Here is a 19,100-nt window from a genome sequence, read left to right as displayed (position 1 = left end):
CCCACCCACTATGGTGCAAGGCGCTGTCAGGCACCACCATCCGCTCGATCGGGCGGGATCTCGTCGTTTTCCCGGTCGGCGTGGCCATCGGCGGACGCGTCCGGGCGTCCGCGGCGTCACGGCCTCAGCGCGGGCGCTCGACCCGGCCCTCGTGCCACACCGGCTCGGTGCTCTCGTACACGGTCCCGTCGGCGCCGAAGATCAGGAAGCGGTCGAGATCGGCGGCGAACCAGCGGTCGTGGGTGACGGCCAGCACGGTGCCGGAGAAGGAGGCCAGGCCCTGCTGCAGCGCCTCGGCACTGGCCAGGTCCAGGTTGTCGGTGGGCTCGTCGAGCAGCAGCAGTGTGGCGCCGGACAGCTCCAGCAGCAGGATCTGCAGCCGGGCCTGCTGGCCGCCCGACAGGGTCTCGAACCGCTGGCCGGCGGCGGGGGCCAGCTCGTAGCGGGCCAGGGCGGCCATCGCCTCGTTCAGGGTGAGCGCGTGACCGCTCATGACCAGCTCGGCCGGGGTGCGCCCGTGCAGGTCGGGCCGGGTGTGGGTCTGCACGAACCGGCCGGGCGCCACCCGCGCCCCGAGCCGTACCGAGCCGCGGTGCGGCACCGCGGGCACCGCGCCGTCCGCGGCCTGTTCCAGCAGTTGCAGGAAGGCGGACTTGCCCGAGCCGTTGGAGCCGAGCACCCCGACGCGCTCGCCGTACCAGATCTCGGTGTCGAACGGCCGCATCAGGCCGGTGAGCTCAAGGTCCTCGCAGATGACGGCGCGTTTGCCGGTGCGGCCGCCGCGCAGCCGGATCCGCACGTTCTGCGCCCTGGGCGGGCGCTCCGGAGGACCGGCCTCCTCGAAGCGGCTCAGCCGGGTGCGCGCGGCCCGGTACGACGAGGCGACCGCGTCGTTGCCGGCCGCCGTCTGCCGCAGGGTGCTCACCAGCCGTCTGAGCCTCGCGTGTTCCTCGTTCCAGCGACGGCGCCGCTCCTCCAGGCGGTTGATGCGCTCCTCGCGTGCCCTGGCGTAGGTGGCGAAGCCCCCGCCGTGGATCCAGGCGCCCCGGTCCTCCACGGTCACGATGCGGTCGGCGGTCTCCGCCAGGAGCCGGCGGTCATGGGAGACCAGCAGCACGGTCTTGTCCGTGGCCCGCAGCCGGGCCTCCAGCCACTGCTTGCCGGGCACGTCCAGATAGTTGTCCGGCTCGTCCAGCAGCAGGACCTCGTCCGGGCCGCGCAGCAGGGCCTCCAGGACGAGGCGTTTCTGCTCGCCGCCCGACAGCGTGGCCACCGGGCGGTCCCGCACCGCGTCGTAGGGCAGTCCCATGGACTCGGTGGCGCAGACGTCCCAGACGACCTCCATGTCGTAGCCGCCGGCGTCGGCGTGGTCGGCGACGGCCTGCGCGTAGGCCAGCTGCGTCTCCTCGTCGTCGCGGGCCGAGAGCGCCGCCTCCGCCCGCGTCAGGGCCGCGGCGGCGGCGCGGACCCGCTCCGGCGCCACCGACAGCAGCAGGTCGTGGACGCTCCGGTCGTCGCGGACGCCGCCGACGAACTGCCGCATCACACCGAGGCCGCCGGAGGAGACCACGCGGCCGTCGTCGGGCCGCAGATCCCCGGCGATCAGCCGCAGCAGGGTGGTCTTGCCCGCGCCGTTCGGCCCCACCAGCCCGGCCTTGGCCCCGTCGCCGACGCGGAACGACACCTCGTGCAGGAGCAGCCGCCCGTCCGGCAGCACGTAGGTCAGCCGGTCGACCTCGACATGGCCAGCCACGGCGGCTCCTTCACGCTCGGCTCAGGATCAGTGTTCCAGGTACCGGATCAATGATCCGGTGCCCGATCGCCATACTAGACTCGTCCCCGTGAGCACGAGCAAGAGGGGACCCGCGACACACCGCCCGGGCTCGGCGGGGGACGTGTGGCTGCGGTCATCGGGGCGGACGGGCCGCGAGGCCCTGCCGCTCAGCCGGGACCGGATCGTCGAGGAGGCCGTGGCCCTTCTGGACGCCGAGGGCGCCGACCGGCTGACCATGCGGCGCCTGGCGGAGCGGCTCGGCACCGGTTCCACCACGCTGTACTGGCACGTCAAGACCAAGGACGACGTCCTCGACCTCGCCCTCGACATGATCTTCGCCGAGGTCGAGATCCCTCCGGGAGACGGCCGGGGATGGCGCGCCGGCGTCACCGCTCTGATCAACGGATGGCGCGCGGTCCTGCTGAGGCACCCCTGGTCGGCGGCGCTGCTGGGCCGTCCGATGCTGGGCCCCAACGTGCTGGCCCGCAGCGAGTTCCTGTACGCCACCCTTCTGGACGCCGGTGTCGTCGAGCCCCGTCTCACCGCCGCCGCGTACGGGCTGTCCAACTACGTCATCGGCTCGGCGCTGATGCAGTCCACCTGGCTGGCCGACGCGGACGAGGAGGTACGGCGGGCCGCCCGGGAGCGCCTGCGCGCCGACCGGGAACGCTACCCCGCCCTCGCCGCCCACGGCCCCCTCGCCACGGACGGCGACTGGGACACCGGCTTCGCCATCGGCCTGACCTGGCTCCTCGACGGCATCGAGGCCGGCCTGGCCACCACCGGCGACGGCGCGGACGGCGCGGACGGCGCGGCACGAGCGTGAGGGCGGGCCCGCCGGTCCGTTCCCGGCGGAGCGCCTGCGTTTCGGTGGGACATCTTCGCGGCGGCGGGACGCCCTTTTCGCGGATTTCTGTCGGAGCGACCTACTACGTTCCCTGACCATGATCGAACGTTCACCCGGCGGCGGAGCCGTGCGGGAACATCTGAGCAGGGTGCGGGTGGTGCCGCCCGTCCAGCCCCGGAAGCTGGCGAAGGTGCCCTTCGTCGAGCTGGCGGACGGCCGGCTGCAGGGCGTGGTGTCGAGCGGCTCGGACATCAGCCGGGTCTACGTCTCCTCCATCGCCGCCGGCACCCACGCCTACAACTGCAGCACCAACAACAACCGCCCGTGCGGCGGCCTGTACGGCGCGCCGTGCAAACACCTGCGCGCCCTCGCCGCCGAGGCGGTGCTGCAGTACGGCCCCGGCCGGGTGGCCCGGTACCTGCGGGCCGACGTCCCGGAGGGCGCCGACCTGATCGAATGCCTGAACGGCACCCACGAGCCGGCCCCGGCCGCCATGGTGTTCAGCCGCTTCCTGCGCCACCTGGCCTACCTGGAGGTCCCCGACACCGGCGTGCCGATCCCCGAACTGCACTGGTTCCCGGCCTCGGGGACGGTGGCCTGATGCTCGCCGTACAGCTGGCCGCACTGCTCGACGGCGACCCCGAGGGCACCGGGGAGGCGCTCGACCTGGTGACCGGCTTCGACGACGCCCTCGTGCACGGCCTGGCCCGGCTCGCCGAGGAACGCGCCGAGGCGCTGGCCGCGCTGGCCGGCGCGTTCACGGCCACCCCGATCGGCGGACGGCTGGCCGAGGCCGCCGCCGGGGTCACCTCCGGCTCGATCACCGAGGACCACCTGACGGCCCTGGCCGGCGGCCGGGCCGCGCTGCTCGGCGCCGTGCACGACGCCCTGCTCGCGGACCTGGACGCGGCGCTGGGCCGCGAGCGCGCCTCCTGGAGCGCCGGGCCGGAACCCGAGGACGGCGACGAGGGGAGTCCGCTCGGCGGGGCCCGTTCCTGGCTGCGCGAACTGGCCATCACCGGATGGCGGGGCGTCGACCACGACCTCGTCTCCGCCGCGGACCAGGTCGTCGAGGCGCTGCTGGCCGTACCGGGGCGGCGCAGGCTCGCGGTGCTGCTGGACGGCCTCGCCGCCGAGCTGCGCGCCTCCTGCCCGGTCGGCACGATGGAGCACCTGCCGGTCCGCCGCTGGGCCGACCTGTGGACCCGGGCCGTGCTGCTGTCGCACGACGCCGTCCCGTCCGGCGCCCCCCGGCCCGCGGAGACGGTGTCGGGGCGGCTGCTGATCCTCGGCGTCGACGTGCACGAGCACGGCACCGCCGTCCAGTTCCAGGTCCACGCCGTCCTGGAACCCACCGGCGGCGGCCGGCCCAGGCTGGTGCGGACCGGCGTCACCGTCGCGAAGGTGGACACCATCACCGGTCCCGCGGTGTGGAAGCTGCCGCACCGCCACGGCGCGCTGCTGGCCGCGCTGGCGGACCGCCGCTGCCTGGACGTCACGGACCTGCCACTGCTCGACAGCGGCGACCTGCTCTGGGACGACGACCGGGCCCTGCCGGGCAAGCCGGCCGACCCCTTCACCACCGCCCGGCTGCACCTCGCCGGCGCGCTCGCCCCGGCGGTGCCGCCCCTGGACCGCGTCCCGGTGCGCGTCGCCGAACCCGTGCTGGTGGAGGACTACCGGGTCACCAAGGACGGCTCGTTCGACCTGGGCGGCGGCGTGCTCGCCGTGGACACCGAGCGGCTGCCCGCCTGCGGCCCGCTCACCCCGAAGCTGGTGGCGGGCTCCACGGCGTGCGTCGGGCTCATCCGCTGGGACGGCGGCCGCTGGCTGCTGCAGCCGCTCGCCGTACAGGCGAAGGTGAAGAAGGAGACGGTCGAGGTCGCCACCGGCGACTGGGCGCTCGGCCCCACCGATCCCAAGGCGGTCAAGGCCGAGGCCAGGGCCGGGGACCCGGTCGCGGTGCTGCGCGAGCGAGCCGGGCGGTTGCTGCGGAAATGAGCGACGACATCCTCACGGACGACGGCCTCCCCGCGGGCGCCGCGCGGAACCGGCGGCAGGTGCTCTACTGGCGGCTCCTCGCCCGCCTCTTCGACCACGACGAGCAGCCCGCGCTGGAGAACGCGAGCATGGCGGTCGTCGGCGACCTCGGCCTGCCCGCGGCGCTGCTCGACCCCTCGGTGTCGGTCGACACGCTGGTGCAGCGCTTCCCCGAGCTGGCCGACGAGTTCCGGAACCTGCTCGCGGCGGGGGAGGACGTGCCCGGCGACGAGGTGCGCAGGGCCGCCCTGGTGTCGAAGCTGCTGCTCAACGTCTTCGGCACCGGGACGGGCGACGTCACCGCGACGCAGCTGGCGGCCTGGCAGCAGGACGCCGGCTGGCTGACGCAGGCCCTCGGGGCGTGCGGCGCCCAGGGCGGTGCTCCGGGCGGTGCTCCGGGTGCCGCGGCGGGTTCCGGCGGGCCCGGCACCGGCTCGGACACCGGCTCCGGCGCGGGTTCCGGGTCCGGTCCCGGCGGCGGCCCCGGTGCGGGCTACGGCGCGGGACACGGCCCCGGCACGGGGTACGGCGAGAGCGGCCGCGAGCTGTCCGGGGTGCTGGCCGACCTGGAGGCCGACCTGGTCCGCCGCATGCGGCTGCGCGAGGTCCTGGCCGACCCCGCCCTGGCGAGGCGGCTCACCCCGAGCATGTCGCTCGTCGAGCAGCTGCTGCGCGACAAGGCCAACCTGTCGGGGGTGGCGCTGGCCAACGCCAAGGCGCTGATCCGCAGGTTCGTCGACGAGGTCGCCGAGGTGCTGCGCACACAGGTCGCCAAGGCCAGCGCGGGCGTCATCGACCGGTCGATCCCGCCCAAGCGGGTGTTCCGCAACCTCGACGTCGAGCGCACCATCTGGAAGAACCTCGTCAACTACAACCCCGAGGACCAGCGGCTCTACGTCGACCGGCTGTACTACCGGCGCACCGCCAAGCGCACCACCCCGGCCCGGATGATCGTGGTCGTCGACCAGTCGGGCTCGATGGTCGACGCCATGGTGAACTGCACCATCCTGGCCTCGATCTTCGCCGGGCTGCCCAAGGTGGACGTGCACCTCATCGCCTACGACACCCGCGCGCTCGACCTCACCCCCTGGGTGCACGACCCGTTCGAGGTGCTGCTGCGCACCCAGCTCGGCGGCGGCACCGACGGCACGGCCGCCCTGGCCCTCGCCCAGCCGAAGGTCGCCGACCCGCGCAACACCGTGGTCGTGTGGATCTCGGACTTCTACGAGTGGAACTGCGACGCCGTCTTCGCCGGGATGGAGGCGCTGCACCGCTCCGGCGTCCGGATCATCCCCGTGGGCTCGGTGAACAGCGGCGGCCAGCAGAGCGTCAACCCGTGGTTCCGGCAGAAGCTCAAGAACCTCGGCACGCCGGTCATCTCCGGCCACATCCGCAAGCTCGTCCTCGAGCTGAAGAACTTCCTCGCCTGAGAACTTTTCCCGTTTAGGAGAACCCCCTGATGAACAACGAGATGCTGCGCGCGCCCGCCGAGGTGAAGTACGCCGAGGAGCTCGACTGGCTGGAGTCCGTGGACGACGGGCCCAAGCCGTTCTCCTGGCGGCTCAGCCCCAAGATGGTCCGGCTCTTCATCCTCGGCTCCGAGCGTTCCGACGGCCTGGACCGGGAGATCCCGCAGAAGTGGTTCGGTGACCGCAGCTTCGTCGAGCGCAGCATCGTGACGCTCGCCTCCGACCGCGGCCTGCTGCTGATCGGCGACCCGGGAACCGGCAAGAGCTGGCTGGCCGAGCTGCTGTCGGCCGCCATCTGCCGCAACTCCACCCTGGTCGTCCAGGGTACGGCGGGCACCACCGAGGACCACATCAAGTACTCCTGGAACGTCTCCATGGTCATCGCCAAGGGGCAGTCCCGCGAGTCGATGATCCCCTCGCCGATCATGACGGCGATGGAGCGGGGCATGATCGGCCGCTTCGAGGAGCTGACCCGCTCGACCAGCGACGTGCAGGACGCGCTGATCTCGATCCTGTCCGAGAAGTACGTGTCCATCCCCGAGCTCGACACCGACAACACCGTGTTCGCCCGGCCCGGCTTCTCGATCATCGCCACGGCCAACAGCCGCGACCGGGGCGTCAACGACCTGTCCTCGGCGCTGAAGCGGCGGTTCAACTTCGTCCGGATCCCGGTGGTGACGAACAGGACCAGCGAGGCGGAGATCGTCCGCTTCCGCACCACGGAGCTGCTGCGCCGGCACCGCATCGAACTGGACGTGCCGCCCACGCTGCTGGACGTCCTGCTGCAGAGCTTCGCCGACCTGCGCGCCGCCGCCGCGTCGGCCGCGAGCGAGGATGAGAAGCTGGAGTCGGCGCTGTCCACCGCCGAGCAGATCGGCGTGCTGGAGGACGCCATCCTGCACAGCCACTTCTTCGGCGACCGCGCGCTGCGCGCCGAGACGCTGGGCGGCGCCCTGGTGGGTTCGCTGGCCAGGCGTTCCCCCGAGGACCTCGCCATCCTGAACAAGTACTGGCACGGCGTCGTCGAGCCGCGCAGCCGCAAGGACGGCGGGGAGTGGACCGGCTTCCTCGAGGGTGGCCGCCAGGCGATCTCGACGCTGTCATGAGCACCTTCGACGCGCTGCGCGAGCAGCTCCTCGACGCCGCCGAGGCGTTCTCCGGCGGCGGGGACGCCCTGTCCGGCATCCTGTCCGGCATGGTCGACGACGTCGACCGGATGCTGGGCGAGAAGCTTGAGATCTTCCCGGTGTGTCACCACTCGCCGGCCTCCGCGCTGGCCATGACGCGGCGGCTGCGCGACAAGCGGCCCAAGGTCGTCTACCTGGAGCTGTGCGAGGACCTGCAGCCGCTGCTCTCCGAGCTGCGCAACTGCAGGCTGCCGGTGGCGCTGCAGGCGTTCGCCACCCGGCTGGACGGCTTCCCGGCCGGCTCCGGCCCGCTCAGCGTGGTGGCGCCGGTGACCGAGGCGTCGGCGGAGTACCAGGCCATCGCCTACGCGCTCGACACCCCCGGCGTCGAGCTGGTGCTGGTGGACCGCTCGGTGGACCACGTCTTCCAGTGGCTGCCCCGGGAGCCGGCCGAAGCCGGGCCCGGGGCCGCTCCGGACGGCCGTACTTCCCCGGCCTCCCCGGGATCCCCGGCTCCTTCGGGCGCTACGGCCTCCCCGGCCGGTGGCCTGGTCGGTGAGGCGGACGACGGGCAGGAAGAGGAGGCGGCCCTGCACGGCGACGCCGTGGGCGTGGAGATCGGCGACCTGCGGCCCGGCTTCGCCGAGCTGGAGGCGTACCTGCTGCACCACGGCAAGGTCCGCCACTGGTCGGAGTGGTGGGACCAGTACGTCGAGCAGCCGCTGGCCGGCGCGGACCACGACACCTACCGCCAGGCCATGGCGCTGGTCGGCAGCCTGTTCCGGCGGCTGCGCCCCTCGTCCGGCGACCGCCTGGCCGTCGACGAGGAACGCGAGCGCTACATGTGGGCCCGGATCCGCGAGCACCTCGCCGCGTCCGGCGCCGACCCGGCGGAGTGCCTGTACGTGTGCGGTGCCTTCCACGCCGTCAGCCGGGTCGCCGAGTTCGGCCTGGAGTCCGCCGCGCCTCCCTACACCGTCACCCCCCGCACGGCCACCCAGTGGCTGTACGGGCTCATCCCCTCCAGCCACTCGGCCATCGAGGCCCAGTTCGGCCTGGCCCAGGGGTCGGTGTCGATCGCCGCGGCGACCTGGGCCAAGGCCACGGCCCGCGGCGGCGTCACACCGTACCGGCTGGCGGGTCAGCAGGGCGGCCGCGCCAGATCCGGGAGGACCGGGAAGGCCGGTAAGAGCGGGAACCCGGTCACGCCGGAGCCGGCCCCCGACCGGCTGTCGGGGTTCCTGGCCGCCCCGCCCGCGCTGGACGGCCTGGACGAGGACGAGCTGCGTGGGTGGTGCGTGGACATCGTGCGGCTGGCCCGCCGCAACGGCTACCTCGCCAGCACGGCCGACGCCATCGCGGTGTTCGAGACGTCGATCCTGCTCGCCGGGGTGCGCGGCCGGGCCAGGCCGACGCCGTACGACTTCGCCGACGCCGCGGTGACCTGCATCGAGAAGGACGCGGTGCCGGGCCGCCGCGACGTCCGCCGCCTGTGCGAGATCCTGCTGGGCGGCGACCGGGTCGGCGTGGTCGGCTACGAGGCGCTTCCCCCGCTGGCCCGTGACGTGTACGACCGGCTGGAGCCGCTCGGGATCGACCTGGGGCGGCGCACCCAGCAGCGGGTGCTGCTGGACCTGACGGCGAACCCGGAGCTCCGGCCGTGCTCGGACCTGCTGTGGATGCTGCGCTACCTGCTGCCCGACGACGCGGTCCGGCCCATCATGGGGGCGCGGCGCCTCGGCGAGCGGCCGATCCAGGAGAGCTGGGACCTGGCGATCGGCCGCCACCAGCGGTCGATCGTCGAGCTGGGCTACGAGGGCGTCACCATCGAGCAGGTGCTGGAGCAGCGGCTGCGCCGCAAGGTGCGGGACCCGCGGGCCACCGCGGGGACCGCGCTGGAGGCGGTGGAGGACGCCATCCTCTACCTGGGCGGCGGCCGTTTCGCCGACGAGCTGGGCGCTCGCGCGGTGGAGCTGCTGGCCGCCGAGCGCACCGTCGACGACGCCCCCGAGGTGCTGCGCCGGATCCGGCGGCTGCTGGCCCACCACCGCGCCACCGGGCCGGGCCTGCCGGCCTGGTGCGAGGCGTTCGTCACGGCCGGGTACGCCCACTACTGCACGCTGCTGCCGTCCGCCTTCGCCGACGACACCGGCGTCCGCCAGGTCGGCGCGATGCTGGGCTTCCTGTTCTCCATGGAGGGCCTGGCGCTGTCGCTGGGCTGCGACCGGACCCAGCTGGAGCTGGCCGTACGGCAGTCGCACCCGGAGGCCCCGGCCAAGGTGGCGCTGCTGTGGGCGGCCGAGACGCAGCTGGGCCTGCTGCCGCGGGACGAGCTGCGCGCCCGGTGCGACGGGCTGCTGGACAACCCGCTGGTCGTCCCGGCCTTCCCGCTCTACCTGAGCGGGTTCGTCCAGGCGCTCGACCCCGTTCCGGGCCTGGCGCCGTTCGTGGTGGAGGCGCTGTCCAAGGCGTTCGCGCGGTTGCCCGACCCCGTCCTGCTGCCGTGGCTGCCGACGCTGATCACGACGCTGCGCCGGAACGTGCCGGAGCTGGTGCCGGTGCTCGTCCGGGAGGCGGGCCGTACCTTCCCCGGCGGGCTGGCCGAGCTGGACGGGTGGACCCCGCCGTGGGAGCGGCCGGCCGCGCCCGCCCTGTCCGTCCGGGCGGCGCCGGCGCCGGCGCCGAGCGGGCCGGTGACCGGTCTGCTGGCCCGGCATCCGGCGGCGTGCGACGCCGTGGCTGGGTTGCTCGGCTGCCCGGCCGACTGGCCGGAGTGGCCCGCGGGCGGAGTGCCGGACGCGGGGGAGGAGCGGGTGCGGGCGCTGCTCGGCCGGTATCCGGAGACGGCCGGCGCGGTCGCGGCGCTGCTCGGCGGCTGAGCTCCCGGATCCGGTCGTCCCCGGGATCTCAGGCGGCGGGGACCGCCCGGGTGATCGCGGCGGGCGCGGGTCTCACGACGGTGCGGCCCGCGCGGCTCAGCCGAGCTCGTAGTCCAGGTGGTAGGAGTGGGCGCCGTCGTCGTTGACGATCCGCCCTCCGCCGCGGAGGCCGGCCAGCCCGCCGGTGCCCGAGCCGGGGAGGACGGTCCAGCTCAGGTCCGACTCCCCGGCGTGGGAGGTGGCGTTGTGGTGCAGCACGAAGGTGCCCTCGCGGCCGTCGAGGGTGCCGGTGAACCGCTCGAAGCCGGCGTAGGCCGCGGAGTCCTCACTGACGACGCCGGTGATGATGTCGGTGGTGCTGGTGCCCTTCAGGCCGCCGTCGAAGGTCTTGACGATGTGGACCCGGGAGAGCGCGGCCCCCTCCGCCTCGTCGTAGGGGTCGGGCTCCCAGCTGTCGATGGAGAAGGTGCCGGTGGCGCGGGGCATGGATGGGCTCCTCGGTCGTCGTACGGCACGGGCCCGGCCTTCCGCGCCCGTGGAACGGCACCCATCCTGCCGCCCGTACCTGCCAATCCCTGTCAGGTACGGCCCGCGCGGGGCCCGGACATGGCGCGAGCCGTACGGGTGGGGGGCGTCCCGTACGGCTCGCGCGTCTGTGGGGGGTGCCGGGAGGTCTCCCGGGGGGCTCTGTCAGGCCCCGGTGACCTCGGCGAAGTGGTGGGCGGTGATCCCGGCGAAGTGACAAGCTGTGACGCCGGTACCGGAATTCAAGTTGCTACGCATAGGTGGGTGATAAGTTTCATCTATGCGTAGTGAGCCGCCACCGCTGCTGCCGATCTTCCGATCGAGGCATCAGGCGGAGCTGCTCGCGCTTCTCTATCTACGTCCGGAACAGGAGTTCACCCTGACCGATCTCGCCAAGCGAATCGGCGTGCCGCTGACGACGCTGCAACGCGAGGTCGGCCGCCTGCTGCAGGCTGATCTTCTTGCCGGCCGCAGGGTCGGCAGGGCACACCTGATCCGCGCCAAGACATCCGGTCGCTATACCCGGCCGCTCACCGAGCTGCTGACGTTGACCTTCGGACCCCATACCCTCGTCGAGCAGGAGTTCGCCGCCGTCCGCGAGGTGGAGGCGGTGGGCATCTTCGGTTCCTGGGCGAGCCGTTACCGCGGGGAGCCGGGTCCGCCTCCCAATGACATCGACATCATGGTCATAGGGCGCCCCTCCCGGGCGGATGTCTACGAGGCCGCCGATCGGGTGGAACGGCGGTTGGGGGTTCCCGTGAATCCCGTCATCCTGCCCCGTGAGCGCTGGGAGGAGGCCGCGGACCCGCTCGTCGAGCAGATTCGGTCGTCACCGCTGGTCTGGGTGGGAGAACCGTCCGGGGAGAGCACATGATGCGCTGGTCCAAAGGGCGGGCCGAGGTGGAGCACCTGCTCGCGTAGGGGCGACTCCAGAAGATCAGCGGTTCGGCCGCCGACGGCACCGAGTGGCTGGAACGGGCCAGGCGGACGCTGCGCACCGCCCAGGCGATAGCCGATGATCCGGACAGCGCGTTCATCCTCGCCTATGACGCCGCCCGGCACGCCTGTACGGCACTGCTGGCCCATCAGGGCCTCCGTCCCACCACGGCAGGTGGTCACTATGTCGTGGAGGAGGTGCTGCGTGCCCAGTTCGGTGACGCCTTCAGGCAGTTCGGAGCACTGCGCCGCCGCCGCAATGAGATCGAGTACCCGATGCGGCCGGGTGACGACGTCGAACAAGGTGAGGCCTCGGCGGCGATCGCGGCGGCCGGGCTGCTGATCGACGCGGCGGGGGAACTCATGCCCAGCCTTTCCCCGTTCTGATCCGGATCTTCGACGCCCTGCCTGGAACCGCCTTCGGAGAGCGGGTTCCACCTGCTCAGCCGCCCCTGGAAAGGTGATGACTCGCGTGGGGCCCGGACATGGCGCGAGCCGTACGGGTGGGGGGCGTCCCGTACGGCTCGCGCGTCTGTGGGGGGTGCCGGGAGATCTCCCGGGGGGCTCTGTCAGGACCCGGTGACCTCGGCGAAGTGGCAGGCCACGGGGTGGCCGTTGCCGCGGTCGACGAGCGCGGGCTCCTCGGTGGCGCAGATGTCCTGCGCCTTCCAGCAGCGGGTCCGGAAGCGGCAGCCGCTCGGCGGGTTCAGCGGGCTCGGCACGTCACCGGTGAGGATGACGCGCTCGCGGGCGCGCTCCTCCTTCGGGTTGGCCATGGGGGCAGCCGACAGCAGCGCCTGGGTGTAGGGGTGGGCGGGACGGTCGTACAGGTCGTCCCGCTGGCCGGTCTCCACGACCTTGCCGAGATACATCACCGCGACCCGGTCGGAGATGTGCCGCACCACCGACAGGTCGTGGGCGATGAAGATGTAGGCCAGCCCCATCGCGTCCTGCAGGTCCTCCAGCAGGTTCACCACGCCCGCCTGGACCGACACGTCGAGCGCGGACACCGGCTCGTCGAGCACCAGCAGCTTCGGCTCCAGGGCCAGGGCCCTGGCGATGCCGACCCGCTGGCGCTGGCCGCCGGAGAACTCGTGCGGGTAGCGGTTGCCGTGCTCGGGGCTCAGGCCGACCAGCCGCAGCAGCTCGGCGACCCGGTCGGGGCCGCCGTCCTTCCAGCGGTCGTGGACCTTCAGCGGCTCGGCGATGATGTCGTTGACCGGCATCTTCGGATTGAGCGAGGCGTAGGGGTCCTGGAAGACGATCTGCATGTCGCGCCGCACGGGCTGGAGCTCCTTGACCGACATGGTGGTCAGCTCTTGGCCCTGGAAACGCACCGAGCCCGAGGTGGGCTTGTGCAGCTGCAGGATCGCCCGGCCCGTCGTGGACTTGCCGCAGCCCGACTCGCCCACCACGCCGAGGGTCTCGCCCTCGTCCACGTGCATGGACACGCCGCTGACCGCCTGGACCTGCGCCACCACCCGGCGCAGGAAGCCGCCGCCGCGGACCGGGAAGTTCATCACCAGGTCCTCGACCTTGAGCAGGTGGTCACCGCTGTCCGGCTCCCGCTGCGGGGCGGGCGTCTCCTCGGTCGTCACACTCATGCCTTGGTCTCGCTCTCGGTGCGGAAGAACACGGTCGGATCCTCGACCGCGGCCAGCCGGTCCCAGTGATGGCAGGCCGCGAAGTGCCCGCCGCCGTCGGTCTCGGCCAGCTCCGGTTCGGCGGTCCGGCACACCTCGTCGGCCAGCGGGCAGCGCGGCGAGAAGGGACAGCCGGTCGGCAGGTTGATCAGCGACGGGGGAGTGCCCTTGATCGGCCGGAGCCGGCTACCGGAGTTCTCCAGCGACGGGATCGACCCCAGCAGGCCCGCCGTGTACGGCATGCGGGGCTCCTCGAAGACCGGGTCGGTCTCACCGATCTCGACCGGCCGCCCGGCGTACATCACCAGCACCCGGTGGGCCATGCCCGCGATGACGCCCAGGTCGTGGGTGATGAGCACGATCGCCGCGTTGACCGCGTCCTTGACCTCCAGGAGCTTCTCCAGGATCTGCGCCTGGACGGTCACGTCGAGGGCCGTGGTCGGTTCGTCGGCGATGATGACGTCCGGGTTGTTGATGACCGCCATGGCGATCATCGCGCGCTGGCGCATGCCGCCGGAGAACTCGTGCGGGTAGCTGCGCAGCCGCGCCTCGGCCTGCGGGATGCCGACGAGGTCGAGCATCTCCTTGGCACGGGCCAGCGCCGTCTTGCGCGACATCAGCTCGTGCGCGAGCACCGCCTCGGCGAGCTGGTCGCCGACCGTGTGCACCGGGTTGAGCGCGGTCATCGGGTCCTGGAAGATCATCGCGATCTTGCGGCCGCGCAGGCTCCGCTGCTTGCGGGGCGACATCTTGAGCATGTCGTCGCCGCGGAACAGGATCTGGCCCTTGATCCGGGCGCTCTTGGGCAGCAGGCCCATGACCGCCATGGAGGAGACCGACTTGCCGGAGCCCGACTCGCCGACGATGCCCAGCACCTCGCGCTCGCGCAGGCTGTAGGAGACGCCGCGGACCGCGTGCACGACGCCGTCCTCGGTGGGGAACTCCACGGTCAGGTCCTGCACCCGGAGGATCTCGTCCTCCGACGGGGGCCGTACGGCGTCCCGCTGCAGGCCGACGTGCACGTCGCCCGCGGAGTCGAGGATGGTGCTGGGGATGTCGTAGGTGTGAACGTCGCCCTTGCGGGGTTCGATCGGCACGTTGGGAGGAGTCGTCATCAGGCACGCACCCGGGTCTGTCGTGGATCGAAGGCGTCGCGCAGGCCGTCGCCGATGAAGTTGATCGACAGCGCGATCGCGATGATGAAGATGCCCGGCCACCAGAACAGCCACGGGCGGGTGCTGAACGCGGTGCGGTACTCGTTGATCAGCTGGCCGAGAGAGGTGTCGGGGGCCTGCACGCCCAGGCCGAGGAACGACAGCGCCGACTCCAGCAGCACCGCGTTCGCGGTGGCCAGCGTCGCGCTGACCACGATCACGCCGATGGTGTTGGGCAGGATGTGCCGGAAGATGATCCGGCGGGCCGGGGTGCCGACGGCGCGGGCCGCCTCCACGAACTCCTTCTCCCGCAGCGAGAGGAACTCGCCGCGCAGCAGACGGGCCATGGTGGGCCAGATCGTCAGGCCGAGGACGATGCCGAGCGGCACCACGCCGGCGTCACCGAACCTGCGGCCGAGGACGGCGGCGATGACCAGGACCGGAATGGTGATCATCACGTCGGTGACGCGCATCAGGACGGCCTCGACGCGCCCGCGGTAGTAGCCGGCCACCGCGCCGACGATGGCGCCGACCAGGGTGGCCACGATGCCGACCAGGAAGGCCACGATGATCGACTGCTGGACGCCGCGCATGGTCTTGGCGAAGTAGTCGACGCCGATGTCGTCCTGGCCGAAGGGGTGGTCGCCGATGCTGAACGGGGACAGGCTGAGCGTCGGCTTGCCCTGGTTCACCAGCGCCCCTGTGGTGATGTAGCTCTGGTCCCACCAGCCGGGGATGCCGGCGAAGCCGATGGAGCTGAACGCCAGCACGAGGACCAGGCCGAAGACGATCATTCCGGCCAGCGCGGCCCGGTGCCGGAAGAACCGCCGGCGCACCATCTGGGCCTGGGTGCGGGCGACGATCGTCATGCCCTGCTCGACGGCGCCGTCCGGTGCCTGCGTGTCTGCGCTGAGTGTCATGAGTGGGTCTCCGATGCTTTCACGACAGCCGGATGCGCGGGTCGAGGTAGGCGTAGAGGATGTCGGCGATCATGTTGAACACGACCACCGCGGTCCCGGTGACGATGAAGAACGCCATGACCGGCCCCGGGTCCACCTCCTGGAGGCCCTTGGTGAACATGAAGCCCATGCCGCGCCAGCCGAAGACGTTCTCGGTGACCACCGCGCCGCCGATCACGCCGGCGAGGTCGAAGGCCATCATGGTGGTGACCGGGATCAGGCCGTTGCGGAAGGCGTGCTTGAGGACGACGGTGCGCTCGGGGAGGCCCTTGGCCCGGGCGGTGCGCACGTAGTCCTGGTTCATGACCTCCAGCATGCTGGCCCGGCTGAACCGGGTGTAGGTGGCCAGCGAGATCAGGATGAGGGCCAGGGTGGGCAGCAGCAGGTGGCCGGCGCTGTCGAGGCCGGTCTGCCAGAAGTCGCCCTGGTAGTTGGGGGTGCGGGCGCCGATCGTCGAGACGGGGCGGTGACGCACGGAGGCGCTGAAGCCGGCGAACGCCTGGAGCATCCGGTCAAGGAAGACCATGGCGCCGGTGAACACGCCGGTCAGCGTGGCGGCGGTCATCGCCTGGCGGCGCTGCAGGCCGCCGAGGGCGTAGCCGAGGCCGAGGCAGACGGCGATGGTCAGCAGCAGCAGGCCGCCGATCTCCAGCCAGGTCGGGTCGGCCAGTACGGGGCCGAGGACCTGCGAGCAGATCGCGCCGATCACGGCGGCGGCGAGGGCGGCGTACAGCGGGCCGCGGTACTGCAGGCCGGCGGCCAGGGCGGTGAAGCCGACCGCGGTGGCCAGGCCGAAGGCCAGGATCAGCGGGGTGCCCAGACCGGGATCGGCGAACCAGCGGGTCACCGACAGGATGGTGAACAGCGCGCCGCTGACCACGAGGCCGACGGCGAAGGCGACGAGCCGGCGCCTGCGGTCACCGACGGTGAGCGCGCCGAAGATCAGGCCGCCGAGGAGGGCGAGGGCGCCGATCACCACGGGCGGGATGACCGGGTCCTTCAGCCAGTTGTTGAACTCGATGGCGACGTACTGCTTGAGCATGACCGCCACCCAGAAGAGCGGCAGGGAGAAGCAGATGAAGGCGGCGAAGGTGACGGTGTAGTCGAAACCGCTGTACTGCCGGAGCGCGGAGATGATGCCGATGACGATGCCGACCGTGATGGCCAGCACGGTCGCGGCGAGCACGAGCTGCAGGGTCGCCGAGAGCGCGTCGCTCAGGATGGGGGCGAGGGCCTGGCCGTCGCGGTTCACGCCGAGGTCGCCGCGGACGATCCGGCCCAGCCAGCCCAGGTAGCGGAGCACGACGGGGACGTCGAGCTGCATCCGCTCGGACCGCTCGGCGATCTTGGTGAGCTTCTGGGGGCTGTTGTCCTGGCGGAGGTCCTCAAGGGGGTCGCCCGCGAACGCGGTGAGGACGTAGATGATGAAGGTCGCCGCCAGGAGGACGAAGAACGAGATGACCAGTCTCCGCGCGATGAAGACGATCACTTCGTCACCTCCCGTTCATGGAAGAGGGACTGCGTGGATCAGGGCCGGGACCGGGAGGGCTTGTGGCCTTCCCGGTCCCGGCCCCGTGGGGACTGCTGTTTTCCGTCAACCGCGGTCGTGGCCGTGGCCGTGGCCCGCGGTCAGAGCGGGTGGAACTACTCGATCGTCCACTTGTCCATGTTCCAGCTGATGCCGGCCTGGGTCGGGTTCGGGACGACGTTGTTGACGCCCTCGGACCACGCGGTCAGGTTCGGGTTCTCGTACAGCGGGATCGTGGCGAGGTCCTGCCACATGATCTTCTCGGCCTCGGCGACGAGCGGGGTCTGCGCGGCCTTGTCGGTGGTCGCGTTGACCTTCTTCAGCAGCTCGTCGACCTTCTTGTTCGAGTAGCAGCCGTTGTTGTTGCCCTTGTGCTCGCTGTCGCACTTGCTGGGCGAGGTGTACGTCGAGGTGCTGCCGCTGATCAGGTCGGAGCCGATCCAGCCGAACAGGGCCACGTCGTAGGTGTTGTTGGTCAGGCCGTTACCGAAGAAGTTCTCGTCGCCGTTGTCCTTGATCTTGAAACCGGCCTTGTTGCAGGAGTCACTGATCAGCTGGGCGACCGAGGTGCGGCGGGGGTTCGGCGACTGGTAACCGATCTTGACCTCGAGGCCCTCCTTGCCGGCCTTCTTCAGCAGGGCCTTGGCGCCCTCGATGTCGACCTGGTCGTACTTCTTGTCCTCGCCGCCGATGCCGTTGACGACGTCGGCGTAGTTCGGCTGGACGCTGGCGACCAGGCGGGTCTGGAGGATGGCGGCGTTCGGGTTCAGCGGCTTGATCAGGTTGTCGACGATCAGCTGCCGCGGGACGCACTTGGCGAAGGCCTCACGCAGGGTGCGGTCCTTGAACGGGCTGGAGTCCATGTTGAAGTCAAGGTGGTCGTAGAAGTACTGCGGACCGGTCTTGACGGTGACGCCCTCAAGGGCGTTCAGCTGGTTGAGCACGTCCGGGCCGGGCTGCGGCACGGCGATGTTGACCTCGCCGTTCTGCAGCGCCTGGGCCTGCTGGTCGAGCGCGATGAAACGCTCGACGACGGTCTGCACCTGCGGCTTGGGGCCCCAGTACTTGTCGTTGGCCACGAAGGTCAGCGACTGGCCGGCGTCGAACTTGGAGAGCTTGTACGGGCCGGAGGAGGGGATCAGGTCCTCGCTGAGCAGCTGGCCCTTCATGACCCAGCCGTCGTTGTAGAACTTGATCGCGTCGGCGAGCTTCTTGGCGTCCTTCTTCTTGACGGCCTCGATGAACTCGTCCTCCGACAGACCGCCCTTCTTCTCCACCACCTGGGCCGGCATGATCTGGCCCACGGAGTACAGCGCGCCGGCCCAGTCACCGAACGGCTCGGAGTAGGTGTGGGTGATCTCCTTGCCGCCCTTTTCACAGTTCGGCACGTCGGTGAGCTCGTAGCCGGTGGTGCCGGCGGTGGAGAAGCCCTTGATCTTGCCGGAGTTGGCGGCCCAGGCCAGCATCAGGTCGTCGCAGTCGATCGGCGTGCCGTCGGACCAGACGGCCGCGGGGTTGATCGTGTACTTGACCTTCAGCGGGTCGTCGGAGATCTTCTCGAAGGTGCCGAAGTCCTTGTCCGGGGTGACCGTGCCGTCGCCGCCGTAGTACCAGAAGCCGGTCAGCACGCGCTGCAGCGGCAGGTTGTTGCGGGAGGAGTTCTCCGCGCCGGTGTTGCCGTTGTAGGAGCTGAACTCCTGGTCGAAGGCGAAGGTGATCGTCTTCCCCGCGCCGGAGGACGACGAGGCTGCGGCCGAGCCCGACGTGGTGGGCTTGCTCGCCGAGTCGGTGCCCGCGCAGGCGCTCAGCAGGAGTGCACCTCCTGCCACTGCTACTAGAAACTTGCCAGATGTCCGCGCATGGAACACGGCAGCACTCCTTTAATTGTCCGGTCTGGGGTCAGCCGCCAGCAATGGTCGAACAAAGCTGAGCACCGGGAGTCTCCCCTGGACAAGTGGGGCGACTTGGGTGTTGCAGACCTGATACCGGCGACGTCCCATCTTGTAACAAAGCAGGCCGGTAATCGGGAAACTACACAATTGCGAAAATAGGGCGGAAAGTTCCCTTTGTCTGAAAAGTCCGTTATATCCCCTAACGCATGGTGTTCGACTGTGGTGCGGCGGGAGGGTGGTGGTGGAGGAGTCCCAGGTGGACGGTCTGTCGGGGTGTCGGTGAGGTCGATCTCGCTCACTTTCCGTGACCGGGCGGGTGTCGGGTCT

General features: G+C 71.3%; 15 protein-coding genes. 8 read left to right on the top strand and 7 right to left on the bottom strand.

Annotated elements, in window-relative coordinates:
• Positions 1-124: 124 nt before the first annotated feature.
• Positions 125-1,753 (bottom strand): ATP-binding cassette domain-containing protein, encoded by a 1,629-nt coding sequence (locus tag ACQP10_RS28615; protein WP_390004673.1) that lies wholly within the window; start codon positions 1,751-1,753, stop codon positions 125-127.
• A gap of 88 nt (positions 1,754-1,841) precedes the next feature.
• Between ACQP10_RS28615 and ACQP10_RS28610 the strand changes: the two genes are divergently transcribed.
• The 6 genes from ACQP10_RS28610 to ACQP10_RS28585 all read left to right on the top strand — a co-directional run bounded on the left by ACQP10_RS28610 (position 1,842) and on the right by ACQP10_RS28585 (position 10,136).
• Positions 1,842-2,600 carry a TetR/AcrR family transcriptional regulator gene (locus tag ACQP10_RS28610; protein WP_433540058.1) on the top strand — a complete coding sequence of 253 codons (759 nt, stop codon included), beginning with the start codon at positions 1,842-1,844 and terminating at the stop codon, positions 2,598-2,600.
• A 118-nt stretch (positions 2,601-2,718) separates the two neighbouring features.
• Positions 2,719-3,222 carry a hypothetical protein gene (locus ACQP10_RS28605; RefSeq protein ID WP_390004666.1) on the top strand — a complete coding sequence of 168 codons (504 nt, stop codon included), beginning with the start codon at positions 2,719-2,721 and terminating at the stop codon, positions 3,220-3,222.
• Positions 3,222-4,622, top strand: a complete 1,401-nt coding sequence (locus tag ACQP10_RS28600; RefSeq protein ID WP_390004663.1) for a hypothetical protein — start codon at positions 3,222-3,224, stop codon at positions 4,620-4,622. The genes ACQP10_RS28605 and ACQP10_RS28600 overlap by 1 nt, the downstream gene beginning before the upstream one ends.
• Positions 4,619-6,091, top strand: a complete 1,473-nt coding sequence (locus ACQP10_RS28595; protein WP_346023201.1) for a vWA domain-containing protein — start codon at positions 4,619-4,621, stop codon at positions 6,089-6,091. The genes ACQP10_RS28600 and ACQP10_RS28595 overlap by 4 nt, the downstream gene beginning before the upstream one ends.
• A 29-nt stretch (positions 6,092-6,120) precedes the next feature.
• Entirely contained in the window at positions 6,121-7,236 is a 1,116-nt protein-coding gene (locus tag ACQP10_RS28590; RefSeq protein ID WP_179826557.1) for an ATP-binding protein, read from the top strand.
• On the top strand, positions 7,233-10,136 hold the full coding sequence (locus tag ACQP10_RS28585) for a DUF5682 family protein (protein ID WP_433540057.1): 2,904 nt from the start codon (positions 7,233-7,235) through the stop codon (positions 10,134-10,136). The genes ACQP10_RS28590 and ACQP10_RS28585 overlap by 4 nt, the downstream gene beginning before the upstream one ends.
• A gap of 96 nt (positions 10,137-10,232) precedes the next feature.
• On the opposite strand, the gene ACQP10_RS28580 is transcribed toward ACQP10_RS28585, so the two are convergent.
• The gene (locus tag ACQP10_RS28580) at positions 10,233-10,622 is read right to left on the bottom strand and encodes a DUF3224 domain-containing protein (protein ID WP_390004660.1); all 390 of its coding nucleotides are present in this window, start codon (positions 10,620-10,622) and stop codon (positions 10,233-10,235) included.
• Between the two features lie 319 nt (positions 10,623-10,941).
• On the opposite strand from ACQP10_RS28580, the gene ACQP10_RS28575 reads away from it, so the two are divergent.
• Complete coding sequence (locus ACQP10_RS28575; protein WP_433540056.1) at positions 10,942-11,535, top strand: hypothetical protein; 594 nt, start codon at positions 10,942-10,944, stop codon at positions 11,533-11,535.
• A gap of 62 nt (positions 11,536-11,597) precedes the next feature.
• Positions 11,598-11,984: a HEPN domain-containing protein gene (locus tag ACQP10_RS28570; RefSeq protein WP_433541951.1), complete on the top strand. Its 387-nt coding sequence runs from the start codon at positions 11,598-11,600 to the stop codon at positions 11,982-11,984.
• Between the two features lie 182 nt (positions 11,985-12,166).
• Here the strand turns inward: ACQP10_RS28570 and ACQP10_RS28565 are convergent, their stop codons facing one another.
• From ACQP10_RS28565 to ACQP10_RS28545, 5 genes are all read right to left on the bottom strand, one after another.
• Positions 12,167-13,201 (bottom strand): ABC transporter ATP-binding protein, encoded by a 1,035-nt coding sequence (locus ACQP10_RS28565; RefSeq protein WP_218912650.1) that lies wholly within the window; start codon positions 13,199-13,201, stop codon positions 12,167-12,169.
• Positions 13,198-14,355 carry an ABC transporter ATP-binding protein gene (locus tag ACQP10_RS28560; protein WP_433540055.1) on the bottom strand — a complete coding sequence of 386 codons (1,158 nt, stop codon included), beginning with the start codon at positions 14,353-14,355 and terminating at the stop codon, positions 13,198-13,200. Before ACQP10_RS28560 ends, ACQP10_RS28565 begins: the two co-directional genes overlap by 4 nt.
• On the bottom strand, positions 14,355-15,314 hold the full coding sequence (locus ACQP10_RS28555; RefSeq protein ID WP_179826563.1) for an ABC transporter permease: 960 nt from the start codon (positions 15,312-15,314) through the stop codon (positions 14,355-14,357). Before ACQP10_RS28555 ends, ACQP10_RS28560 begins: the two co-directional genes overlap by 1 nt.
• A 19-nt stretch (positions 15,315-15,333) precedes the next feature.
• Entirely contained in the window at positions 15,334-16,842 is a 1,509-nt protein-coding gene (locus tag ACQP10_RS28550) for an ABC transporter permease (RefSeq protein WP_179826565.1), read from the bottom strand.
• Positions 16,843-16,997: 155 nt separating this feature from the next.
• Positions 16,998-18,710, bottom strand: coding sequence for an ABC transporter family substrate-binding protein (locus tag ACQP10_RS28545; protein WP_312873557.1), 1,713 nt, complete (start codon positions 18,708-18,710; stop codon positions 16,998-17,000).
• Between the last annotated feature and the right edge of the window lie 390 nt (positions 18,711-19,100).

The organism is Streptosporangium sandarakinum, assembly GCF_050942225.1.
Lineage (GTDB): Bacteria > Actinomycetota > Actinomycetes > Streptosporangiales > Streptosporangiaceae > Streptosporangium > Streptosporangium nondiastaticum.
This window is presented reverse-complemented; position numbering and strand designations above follow the sequence as displayed.